Consider the following 11,628-nt stretch of genomic DNA (forward strand, 5'->3'; position numbering starts at 1 on the left):
TTACTGTCTCTTTAATGACGGCCATAACGGGCCATCAATTACCGTTGTTCATTAAGGATAGGGTCGCCCGGGCGGGCAAAGATGATCAGGCCGCAGCAGGCCCGGCGCGGATCCCCTGCACCTGCGCCAGCCACAGGCCAGCCTGATGCTGCGCGAAGGTTGGCAGCACCGCATGGCGGGTATCGCGGACGATGGTTGGCGGCTTGGGCTCATGTGTCAACAGCGCATTCAGGGTGGAAAGCAGCGCCAGTTGGGCCTGGGCTACCTGCAGCGGCTCATCGGCTTGCGCTTCGGCTTCCTGTACGCGCGCATAGGCAACCTGCGGCGCCAGAGCAAAAGAAAGGTGACGAATGACGGTGCGAAGCGCATGCTGGTGCCAATAGTCGACGCCAAAGGTAGGGCGACGATGCACATCCTGCAGCAATGCCAGGCTGTTAAAGGCACCGCTGGCGGAGTTCTGGCGGTTAACGCTGGACGAATTGCTCGGTAACGCGGCCTGCTCAGGGCAGCCAGACAAATTTTGCGGGACGCCAAGCGTGGCCGCTACCATCCCCAGCAGGAGATGAGGCCAAAAATAACGTCTGCCAAATTGTCGCCAACGATTTAGAATACCGATCACGAGTTTATAATCCGCCGGAGCTCATCATGCGCGATAGCCGTCCACAATTATTAGATTTCCTGTTTACTGAGGCGTCCGCAGCGAACAAAGGGCCGCTACACGATGTTCAACAACGCGCTATCGCGCTGCTGAAACTCAACCGGGCAGTGAAGGGGCTATTGCCAGCCCAGCTGCACCCCTGGTGCCGTGTCGCAAACTTCAGACAGGGTATTTTAGTGCTAGAAACGGCAAATGCCAGCTGGATGATGCGCCTGCGCTACGAACAGCCTAATTTATTATCTGCACTACGGGGGCAAATTCTACCATCATTGTCGTCGATCGACATCAGGATTAATCCCGCGCTGATGGCAAAAGGCAATAATCAACAGGCCGATGCGGCGAAGAAAAAACCAGGCGACGAAAAGCCGGCTGCGCCGTTGCGGCATTTGAGCCAGGAAAGTGCGGAACAGTTGAGGGGATTAGCGAGCCGCAGCCCGGAAAAATTGCGCAAAACGTTGGAGCGACTGGCAGCGTTGGCCGGAGAGAGTGCCAAAACTACCAGTCGCGATCAATAATCAGCGATATCAGGCCAAGCTTATGCCAAAACGGTCGACGGTGCCTTGAATGCCAGCGGCATTTCGGCTTCGTCCTGGAACGTAACGTATTCCCAGGCTTCCTGTTTTGCCAGCACTGCCTGCAACAGTTTGTTGTTCAGCGCATGGCCAGACTTATATGCGGTGAACGAACCAATAATGTTGTGGCCGCACATGAACAGATCGCCGATGGCGTCGAGCATTTTGTGGCGAACGAATTCGTCTTCAAAGCGCAGGCCGTCTTCGTTCAGCACGCGGTAGTCATCCACCACGATGGCGCAGTCGAAGCTGCCGCCCAACGCCAAACCACGCGACTGCAGGTACTCGATGTCACGCATGAAACCGAAGGTACGCGCACGGCTGATCTGGCGCACGAACGAATCGGCGGAAAAATCCAGACGATAACGTTGTGAGCTGGCATCGATCGCCGGGTGGTTGAAGTCGATGGTGAAGTCGAGGCGGAACCCGTTATGTGGGGACAGCTCTGCCCATTTGTCGCCATCTTCTACACGCACGGTATCTTTAATGCGCAAGAATTTCTTCGCTGAGCTCAGTTCTTCGATACCTGCGTCTAACAGCAGGAAAACGAATGGGCTAGCGCTGCCGTCCATGATCGGGATTTCGGCGGCGTCAACTTCAACAATGATGTTGTCAATGCCCAACCCGGCCAGGGCCGCATTCAGATGCTCAACGGTAGAAATACGCACATCATGCTCATTCACCAGGCAAGTACAGAGCATGGTATCTCGCACGGATTTTGCATCAGCCGGGAAATCAACCGGTGGATTCAAGTCAGTGCGACGATAGATGACCCCGGTATTCGCCGGCGCTGGGCGCATTGTCAGCGTGACTTTCTTGCCGGTATGCAAACCGACACCCGTCGCCTGAACAATACGTTTTAATGTCCTTTGTTTGATCATCGTGTTATCTCGCAATGTTATTCATCCTACCGGCCAATGATACATCATGGCCGGTGGGACATTTTAGCACAAAGAGCGGAGATACCAAATTCTCAGGATATTCTTAATCCGCCTGCTTACGCAGGAACGCAGGAATATCCAGATAATCAGGCTCTTTGTTTGGCTGCGCGTTCTGATCGTTAACCACTTTGGCAGCAGGCTTCACTTCCTGTTGCAGCGGCGACATACCGTGCTGCTGGTAACGATGATCCATTACCGGCTGGCTGGTCTGTTTGTTGGTCACCAGGGTAATTTCAGGACGTTTGTCCATGCCGATGCCGGTCGCCACAACGGTAACGCGCAGTTCGTCGTTCATCTCTGGATCCAGAGAGGTACCGATAACCACGGTCGCATTGTCGGAAGCGAATGCACGGATGGTGTTACCCACGGTTTCGAATTCGTCCAGACGCAGATCGAAGCCAGCCGTAATGTTAACCAGCACGCCGCGCGCGCCAGACAGATCGATATCTTCCAGCAGCGGGCTGGAGATGGCCATTTCTGCCGCTTCTTCCGCACGATCTTCGCCACAGGCTACGCCGGAACCCATCATCGCGTAGCCCATTTCGGACATCACGGTGCGCACGTCGGCAAAGTCGACGTTCATCAGGCCCGGACGGGTGATCAGTTCGGCAATGCCCTGCACCGCGCCTTTCAGCACGTCGTTGGCCGCGCCGAACGCGTCCAGCAGAGAGATGCCACGGCCCAGAACTTTCAACAGCTTGTCGTTCGGGATGGTGATCAGGGAGTCCACGTGTTTGGACAGCTCAGCGATACCCTGCTCAGCGAACGCCATGCGTTTCTTGCCTTCGAAGTTGAAAGGCTTGGTAACCACGGCCACTGTCAGAATACCCAGATCTTTCGCCACTTCGGCTACCACTGGCGCAGCGCCGGTACCGGTGCCGCCGCCCATGCCGGCTGCGATAAAGACCATGTCCGCGCCTTCCAGCGCAGAGCGCAGGGCTTCGCGGTCTTCTTCCGCGGAATTACGCCCTACTTCGGGGTTTGCGCCAGCACCCAGCCCTTTGGTAATACCGCTACCAATCTGGATGGTTTGGCCCACAGCCGTTTTACGTAGCGCCTGAGCGTCTGTGTTAACGGCAAAGAATTCGACACCTTCGATGCGCTCGCGCACCATGTGTTCAACGGCGTTGCCGCCGCCACCGCCGACGCCGATGACTTTAATCACCGCGTCATTGGTTAGTTCCATTGGTTCAAACATAGTTTCTCTCCGTTTTGTGCCTGTCGCTGCGAGATCATAAGAAGATGTGAATCAGCATGATCTCTTTGTTGAAACATTAAAACTCTTTTCTCAGCCAGCTATTGATACGTTTAAACCAACTGCCCACTGAGGCGCGTTTTTCTACTTCCGTCTCGCCATTGAGGTGAGACTCTTTTCCATAGTGCAGCAGCCCGACCGCGGTCGAATAGTAAGGCTCCTGCGCATAATCCGTCAGACCCGTGATGTTCAAGGGTTGGCCGATGCGTACCTGGGTGTGAAACACCCGTTGCGCACAGGCTGCCAGGCCATCAATCTGGGCGGCGCCACCGGTCAGCACAATACCCGCTGCCAGATGGTGCTTCACCCCCTGCTGACGTAGCTGCTCCTGCAATTGCAAAATCTCGTCGTTGACCAGATTCAACAGTTCGGTGTAGCGCGGCTCAATCACTTCAGCCAGTGTCTGTCTTTGCAGACTACGCGGAGGGCGGCCCCCGACGCTAGGCACCTCTACACTCTCATCCTTGCTAACAATCGATCCAAGCGCACAACCGTGCCGAACTTTGATCGCTTCCGCATCTGTCGGCGGCGTGCCGAAGGCGTAGGCGATATCGCTGGTGACCACATTGCCGGCGTAAGGGATCACTTTGGTGTGGCGCAACGCGCCGCCGGTGTACACCGCCATATCCATGGTGCCACCGCCAATGTCCACAACACAAACGCCAAGCTCGCGCTCATCCTCGGTCAGTACCGCATAGCTGGCGGCCAGACCGGCGAAAATAAGTTGGTCAACTTTCAGACCACAACGTTCAACCGCTTTAACGATGTTTTTCGCCATATCGTTATGGCAGGTAATCAGGTGCACCTTGGCCTGCATACGCACGCCAGACAACCCTACCGGGTTTTTGATGCCTTCCTGATAGTCGATCGCATATTCCTGCGGGATCACATGCAGGATGCGATGCTCATCGCGAACGCGTACCGACTTAGCGGTGTGAACCACGTTCTCAACGTCTTCAAGCGTTACTTCTTCTTCGGAAATCGGCACCATGCCGATTTCGTTCTGGCAGCTGATATGCTTGCCGGAAAGCGCCAGATAAACCGAGGAAATCTGGCAATCCGCCATCAGCTCCGCCTGATCGATCGCGCGCTGTACGCACTTCACTACCGATTCCAGGTCGTTTACGCCCCCCTTGTCCATCCCGCGGGACGGGCAGCTACCCACACCGATAATATTGACCATGCCATCGGGCAGAACTTCCCCTACCAATGCGGCGACTTTTGCCGTACCGATCTCCAGTCCAACTACCAGCTTTCTGTCCGTCGACTTGATCATTGTTGTTTTGCCTGTGCCTGATTCTGTTGCTGATTACTGTTTTGCCGATCGCGCGTCGCCGAGCCATCCGTTTGCTGCTGTTGATCCAGCGGCAGCGGAGACCAGCCAACCGAGGCGCCTGATTCATAGCGCAGATCGACATAGCTGACGCGTTTGCCCTCTGCCTGGCCCTGCTGCACCAATACCGGATACAGCCCGATAAAGCGCTGCAGACGCCCCATGCGATCGTCACGTCCCAGTTCCAGCCGAACATCGTTATCCAAAGCCAACTGCCAGGAATGGCGGGCGCTCATCGCCACCATTTTCAGCGAAAACCTGTTGGCCGCTAACACGCTACTCATGGCCCGATAGCCTTCCAGAACGTCTTGCTCGCTCCCTTCCGGACCATAGAGCAACGGCAATTTCTGTTTGCCGACACGTTCTGCCGGGACGCTGAATGATTTGCCCTCGGCATCCACCATGTGCAAGTCATTCCAGCGCGCCGCCGGGACATATTCCACCAGGTGGATTTTCAGCTCATCCGGCCACTGCTTGCGCACGCTGGCCTGCTTAATCCACGGCAGCCGTTCAATCTGCTGCTGGATGACGTTGACATCCTGCGTCATGAACGTCCCCGGCGATCCCAGCGCCAGGATCGCCTGGCGAATATCATCGTTGGTGGTGTAATGGCGTTCGCCGGTCACCACCAACCGTGACAGCGGCAGGCGGCTTGCGTCCTTCATCCAACCAACCACCGCCCAACCACTCCACAAAATTGTTCCTAACACCATCAGCAGGAAAATGATTCCGGCCAACTGGGTTCCATTGCTGCGGCGTGGATTGTTATCCGCCTCACGCTCGCGCACATTCAGGGCAGCTTGCGACATATCAGTCGGCCAATTCCAAAATTTCCGCTACCAACTGCGGAAAACCCAAACCATATTGGCGCGCCGCCATCGGCACCAGGCTATGGCTGGTCATGCCTGGCGAAGTATTTACCTCCAGCAGATAGAAGCGGCCATCGCTATCTTGCATTACATCAACCCGGCCCCAGCCGCTGCAGCCCAACGCACGGTACGCGCGTTGCGACAGGGCAGCCAGTTCGGCTTCCTGTTCGGCATTCAGGCCGCTTGGGCAGAAGTACTGCGTATCTTCAGCAACGTACTTGGCCTGGTAATCGTAAAATACCCCGGCCGGCTGAATGCGAATCGAAGGCAGCATTTGCTCCCCCAAAAACGCCACGGTGTATTCCGGCCCGCTGAGCCATTTTTCCACCAGCACATCGTCGTCGTGCTGGAAAGCCGCGGCCAAAGCCGCTTCCAACGCCTCTGGCTCGCTCACCTTACTCATCCCGACGCTGGAGCCTTCACGGTTCGGCTTCACGATCAGCGGCAGCCCCAACGCCGTGATAGCCGCCAACTGCGCTTCCCGGGCCGCGCCGGTGAAAGCCTGGCGTTGCAGCGCCACATACGGCGCGATGGGCAAACCCAGCGCTTGCCATACCAGCTTGCTGCGCCATTTATCCATCGTCAGTGCCGAAGCCATCACGCCGCTGCCGGTATAGGGCAGACCGAGAAACTCCAGCGCCCCTTGCAGGGTGCCGTCTTCACCGCCGCGCCCGTGCAGGGCGATAAAGACTTTGGTAAAACCGTGCGCTTTCAGCTCGGTTACCGGAAAGTGCTGCGGATCGACGCCGTGGGCATCAACACCCGCTTCGCGCAGGCCCGCCAGCACCGCCGCGCCGGATTGCAGCGAGACGTCGCGTTCAGCGGAGGAGCCGCCCAGCAAAACGGCCACTTTGTCAGCCATGGCTCGCCTCCTCGTTTTTTATCGGCCGCAGCTTCAGCTCGGCCAGCTTACGCGCGATTTTGCCGACGTTGCCCGCCCCCTGCACCAACACCAGATCGTCATCCTGCAGCAGTTGCGCGAGCGTTTCCGGCACGGTCGCCGCGTCGGAAACCAAAATCGGATCCAGCTTGCCGCGGTTGCGGATGGTGCGGCACAGCGAGCGGCTGTCGGCGCCCGGGATCGGGGCTTCGCCCGCCGGATACACATCCAGCATCAGCAACACATCCACCTGCGACAGCACGTTAGCGAAATCGTCGTACAGATCGCGCGTACGCGTGTAACGGTGCGGCTGGAAAATCATTACCAGCCGTTTTTCCGGCCAGCCGGCGCGCGCCGCTTTGATCGTCGCGTCAACTTCGGTCGGGTGGTGGCCATAATCATCCACCAGCATCGCGTTGCCCGGTTGGCCATTCACCAACGCCAGCGGATACTCGCCGAGGAAATCGAAGCGGCGCCCGGTGCCCTGGAAGCCCGCCAGCGCACGCAGGATATCGTCGTCGTCGATCCCTTCTTCAGTAGCCACCGCCACCGCAGCGGCGGCGTTCAGCGCGTTATGGCGGCCCGGCGCATTCAGCGTCACCGTCAACAACGGCTTATCCTGGCGGCTCAGGGTAAAGTGCCCCTGCGGCCCAATTTGCCGGTAGCCTTCCACCCGCACATCAGCATCTTCGCTAAAGCCGTAGGTGGTGATATGACGCCCCACGCGTGGCAGGAGTTCGCGCACCACCGGATCGTCCACGCACATCACCGCACGGCCGTAGAACGGCAGGTTGTGCAGAAAGTTAATGAACGTCTGCTTCAAATTCTCGAAGTCGCCCTGGTAGGTATCCATATGGTCGGCTTCAATGTTGGTGACAATCGCCACCATCGGCTGCAAATGCAGGAACGACGCGTCGCTCTCATCCGCTTCCGCAATCAGGTAACGGCTGGAGCCCAGGCGCGCATGAGTGCCCGCGGCCTTCACCAGGCCACCGTTGACAAAGGTCGGGTCCAGCCCGGCCTCGGCATAAATGCTTGATACCATCGCCGTGGTGGTGGTTTTGCCGTGCGTCCCGGCGATGGCAATGCCATGGCGGAAACGCATCAGCTCGGCCAGCATTTCGGCGCGGCGGATAACCGGAATACGCGCCTCGCGGGCGGCGACAATTTCCGGGTTGTCCGCCGGGATCGCCGTGGAAACCACCACCACGCTAGCGTCCTGAACGTTCTCCGGGCGGTGATGGAAATAGATCGTCGCCCCCAGTTCACTCAACTGCTGGGTTACCGGATTGGGCGCCAGGTCGGAGCCGCTAATCTGATAGCCTTCATTTGCCAACACTTCGGCGATACCACCCATACCGGCACCACCGATGCCGACAAAGTGAATGTGCCGGACGCGACGCATCTCGGGCACGATAGTACGTAGTTTCGCCAGTTGTTGTGTATTCATCACTTTCTCTATCCAGGAGCGGCGAACCGCCCCCCATTACCTGTTCTTCACTATGCGCCCGGCAAACCGGGCCCATGCATTATTACCTGGCCGCATCGATCAGTTCGGCCGCCACGCGATCGGTCGCATCCGGGATCGCCACGGCGCGCGCTTTTTCAGCCATCGCCAGCAGCGCCGGGCGGTCCCAGCTTGCCAGCAGTTCTGCAACCGCATCGGCATTAAACTGCGGCTGTTCGATAATTTTCGCCGCCCCGGCTTCTTCCAGCGGGCGGGCATTCCAGTATTGCTGGCGATCCTTGTGCTGGAACGGCACGAAAATCGCCGGCAACCCGGCCGCAGCCACCTCACTGACGGTCAGCGCGCCGGAACGGCAGACAACCACATCCGCCCAGGCATAGGCGCCGGCCATGTCATCGATAAACTCGGTGACCTTGTGTTGCGTCTGCCCGGCTTTTTCGTAGGCCGCCAGCACGCTTTCCAGGGCGCCTTTGCCCACTTGATGCCAGAGCGTAATTCTATCGCCCAAACGCGCGGCGACTTCAGGAACTGTCTGATTCAACACGCGTGCGCCCTGGCTGCCGCCAATGACCAGCACGCGGATTGGCCCTTCACGCCCTTTAAGGCGTTGGTTCGGCAACGGCAGCGCCAACACGTCGGTACGCACCGGGTTGCCGACCACGTCGGCGTGCGGGAACGCGCCGGGAAACGCCTGCAATACCGTTTTGGCGATGCGCGCCAGCCAGCGGTTGGTCAGCCCGGCAATCCCGTTCTGTTCGTGCAGCACCACCGGGATGCCGCACAGCCAGGCCGCCAGGCCGCCCGGGCCGGAAACGTAGCCCCCCATCCCCAGCACCACATCCGGCTGGTAGCTGCGCATGATCAGGATAGCCTGGCGCACCGCGCGCCAAATGCGCACCGGCGCCGCCAACTGGGCCATCAGCCCTTTACCGCGCAGGCCTGAAATACGGATGAAATCAATTGCGATTCCGTGTTTTGGCACTAAATCGGCTTCCATACGGTCCGCGGTACCGAGCCAGCGCACCTGCCAGCCTTGCGCCATCAGGTGATGCGCAACCGCCAGCCCCGGGAACACATGCCCGCCCGTGCCGCCTGCCATCACCATTAAACGCTTGGGTTTCCCGCTCATGCCTTACCTCTTAACAAACGCCTGCGCTTTGCTCAGGCGTGTTTCAAAATCAATCCGCAGCAACAGCACAATCGCCGTTGACATAATTAACAGGCTCGAACCACCGTAACTGATCAGCGGCAGGGTCAGGCCTTTGGTCGGCAACATCCCCGCCGCCGCACCAACGTTCACCAGCGCCTGGAAGCTGAACCAGATGCCGATCGAGCAGGCCAGGAAGCCGGAGAAGCGCTGATCGATTTCCAACGCCCGGCGGCCGATCGACATCGCGCGAAAAGCGACGAAGAATACCATTAACAGCGCAAAAACCACACCGATATAGCCCAACTCCTCACCTAAGATCGAAAAGATAAAGTCAGTATGCGCTTCAGGCAGATATTCCAGTTTTTGCACCGAGTTCCCCAGGCCTTGGCCCCAGAACTCACCGCGGCCAAACGCCATCAGCGACTGGGTTAACTGGTAACCGCTGCCGAACGGATCGTCCCACGGGTTCCAGAACGAGGTTACGCGGCGCATACGGTAAGGCTCGGCGATAATCAGCAGCACGACGGCAATCAGGCCGGAGCCGATAATCGCCAGGAATTGCCACAGCTTGGCGCCGGCCAGGAACAGCATCGCCAGCGTGGTGACGAACAGCACCACCACGGTGCCGAGGTCCGGCTGCGCCAACAGCAGCACCGCCAACACCACCATCACGCCCATCGGCTTACAGAAGCCCCAGAAGTTACTGCGGACTTCATCCACTTTGCGCACCAGATAGCTGGCCAAATAGCAAAACAGCGACAGCTTCGACAGCTCCGCCGGCTGAATTCGCAGCGGGCCCAGCGCGATCCAGCGCGATGCCCCGTTAACCGAGCTGCCCACCACCAGCACAATCAGCAGCATCACGATCGACAGCAGCAGCATCACGTTGCTGTAGCGTTGCCACACGTCCATCGGGATGCGCAGCGTGACCAGCGACAGGCCGAAGGCCAGCCCCAGGTACAGCGCGTCACGTTTGGCAAACAGGAAAGGATCGTCCGCCAGACGCTGGCCAATCGGCATCGAGGCCGACGTCACCATCACAAAACCGATAATCGCCAGGCCAAAGGTGAGCCACAGCAGAGTGCGGTCGTACAGCACCATGGTGGCGGCATCGTGGTCGCGCGCCCCCATCACCCACTCTTTTAGCTTGTCCGCCAGGCCGAACGTCGGCACCCGTAGTCTCATCCGCCAAGCTCCTGTGCCAGACGGGCAAACTCATTGCCGCGCTCTTCAAAATTACGGAACTGATCCAGGCTGGCGCAGGCCGGCGACAGCAACACCATATCGCCAGGCTGCAGACGGCCGGCAATCACCTGCATCGCTTGTTCCATGGTATCGGTTTGCACCGCCACTTCCGGGCGCAGCTCAGCCAATTGGGCACCATCGCGCCCGAAGCAGTACAGGCGAATATTGTCGCCCTGCAGATAGCGCGTCAGCGGCGAAAAATCAGCGGACTTGCCATCACCGCCCAGCAGCAGGTGCAGCGTACCGGCCACCTGCAGGCCATTAAGCGCCGCTTCGGTGCTGCCCACGTTGGTGGCTTTCGAATCGTTAATCCAACGCACTCCGTTGTTTTGCCATACCAGTTGGAAACGGTGCGGCAAACCGGTAAAGAGAGTCAACGCCTTCAGGCTGGAAGCACGCGGCAGATGCACCGCATCGGCCAACGCCAGCGCCGCCAGCGCATTGGTATAGTTGTGGCGCCCCACCAGATTCATCTCACTGGTGTTCAGCACTTTTTCACCGCGCACCCGCAGCCAGGTTTCACCCTGCTGGTTATTCAGGTGGTAATCGCCCACGTCGATGCCAAAGCTGATGCAGCGCTCGTCGGCGCCGCGGATCGGCATCGTCAGGGCATCATCGGCATTCACCACGCACACCGCGGCGTTTTCATAAACCTTCAGCTTGGCGGCACGATATTGCTGCAGGCCAAACGGGTAACGATCCATATGGTCTTCGGTGACGTTCAGGATGGTGGCGGCTGCCGCATGCAGGCTGCTGGTGGTTTCCAACTGGAAGCTGGACAGCTCCAGCACATACAGCTGGCACTCCTGTTCCAGCAGGCGCAACGCCGGCAGGCCAATGTTGCCGCCTACGCCAACCGCCCAACCGGCGGCCTTCGCCATTTCCCCCACCAGGGTGGTGACGGTGCTTTTGCCGTTGGAACCGGTGATCGCCACGATCGGCGCTACCGCTTCGCGGCAAAACAGCTCCACGTCGCCGACAATTTCCACGCCGGCATCGGCGGCGGCGCTCAGCGCCGGCGTCGCCAACGCGACGCCAGGGCTGGCGACGATCAGATCGGCGGCTAGCAGCCAGTCTTCATGCAGCGAACCCAGATGGCGCTCAATGCTCTCGGGCAGTTTATCCAGGCCTGGCGGAGAAACACGGGTATCCATAACGCGCGGCGTCACGCCACGTGCCACAAAGAAATCAACGCAGGACAGGCCGGTCAGGCCCAACCCGATGATGACGACTTTTTTACCCTGATAATCCACCATA

Annotated in this window: 11 protein-coding genes; 1 reads left to right on the forward strand and 10 read right to left on the reverse strand. The window is 58.9% G+C overall.

Translation table 11 applies throughout. From position 1 onward, the window contains the following. Window positions 1-85: 85 nt before the first annotated feature. Window positions 86-619: a secA translation cis-regulator SecM gene (gene secM / locus ABFX35_RS21130; RefSeq protein ID WP_279027344.1), complete on the reverse strand. Its 534-nt coding sequence runs from the start codon at window positions 617-619 to the stop codon at window positions 86-88. Window positions 620-645: 26 nt separating this feature from the next. Here secM and ABFX35_RS21135 point away from each other — a divergent pair, with 26 nt between their 5' ends. Then, window positions 646-1,173 (forward strand): DUF721 domain-containing protein, encoded by a 528-nt coding sequence (locus ABFX35_RS21135; RefSeq protein ID WP_279027345.1) that lies wholly within the window; start codon window positions 646-648, stop codon window positions 1,171-1,173. 20 nt (window positions 1,174-1,193) lie between these two features. Here the strand turns inward: ABFX35_RS21135 and lpxC are convergent, their stop codons facing one another. The 9 genes from lpxC to murD all read right to left on the reverse strand — a co-directional run bounded on the left by lpxC (window position 1,194) and on the right by murD (window position 11,627). Beyond that, the gene (gene lpxC / locus ABFX35_RS21140) at window positions 1,194-2,111 is read right to left on the reverse strand and encodes a UDP-3-O-acyl-N-acetylglucosamine deacetylase (protein WP_095845980.1); all 918 of its coding nucleotides are present in this window, start codon (window positions 2,109-2,111) and stop codon (window positions 1,194-1,196) included. Between the two features lie 103 nt (window positions 2,112-2,214). Further along, the gene (gene ftsZ / locus ABFX35_RS21145; protein ID WP_279027347.1) at window positions 2,215-3,369 is read right to left on the reverse strand and encodes a cell division protein FtsZ; all 1,155 of its coding nucleotides are present in this window, start codon (window positions 3,367-3,369) and stop codon (window positions 2,215-2,217) included. Between the two features lie 76 nt (window positions 3,370-3,445). Next, a complete protein-coding gene (gene ftsA / locus ABFX35_RS21150) occupies window positions 3,446-4,702 on the reverse strand; it encodes a cell division protein FtsA (protein ID WP_095845982.1) in 1,257 nt (418 codons plus the stop codon). Continuing rightward, window positions 4,699-5,568 carry a cell division protein FtsQ gene (gene ftsQ, locus ABFX35_RS21155; protein ID WP_095845983.1) on the reverse strand — a complete coding sequence of 290 codons (870 nt, stop codon included), beginning with the start codon at window positions 5,566-5,568 and terminating at the stop codon, window positions 4,699-4,701. Before ftsQ ends, ftsA begins: the two co-directional genes overlap by 4 nt. A gap of 1 nt (window position 5,569) precedes the next feature. Then, window positions 5,570-6,490: a D-alanine--D-alanine ligase gene (locus ABFX35_RS21160; protein ID WP_279027351.1), complete on the reverse strand. Its 921-nt coding sequence runs from the start codon at window positions 6,488-6,490 to the stop codon at window positions 5,570-5,572. Continuing rightward, a complete protein-coding gene (murC, locus tag ABFX35_RS21165) occupies window positions 6,483-7,958 on the reverse strand; it encodes a UDP-N-acetylmuramate--L-alanine ligase (RefSeq protein WP_279027352.1) in 1,476 nt (491 codons plus the stop codon). Before murC ends, ABFX35_RS21160 begins: the two co-directional genes overlap by 8 nt. Before the next feature lie 82 nt (window positions 7,959-8,040). Further along, window positions 8,041-9,105: an undecaprenyldiphospho-muramoylpentapeptide beta-N-acetylglucosaminyltransferase gene (murG, locus tag ABFX35_RS21170; RefSeq protein WP_346082798.1), complete on the reverse strand. Its 1,065-nt coding sequence runs from the start codon at window positions 9,103-9,105 to the stop codon at window positions 8,041-8,043. Window positions 9,106-9,108: 3 nt separating this feature from the next. Further along, window positions 9,109-10,311, reverse strand: coding sequence for a cell division protein FtsW (gene ftsW, locus ABFX35_RS21175; RefSeq protein ID WP_279027357.1), 1,203 nt, complete (start codon window positions 10,309-10,311; stop codon window positions 9,109-9,111). Then, window positions 10,308-11,627 carry a UDP-N-acetylmuramoyl-L-alanine--D-glutamate ligase gene (gene murD, locus ABFX35_RS21180; RefSeq protein WP_346082799.1) on the reverse strand — a complete coding sequence of 440 codons (1,320 nt, stop codon included), beginning with the start codon at window positions 11,625-11,627 and terminating at the stop codon, window positions 10,308-10,310. The genes ftsW and murD overlap by 4 nt, the downstream gene beginning before the upstream one ends. Between the last annotated feature and the right edge of the window lies 1 nt (window position 11,628).

Source organism: Gibbsiella dentisursi (assembly GCF_039539505.1).
GTDB lineage: Bacteria > Pseudomonadota > Gammaproteobacteria > Enterobacterales > Enterobacteriaceae > Gibbsiella > Gibbsiella quercinecans.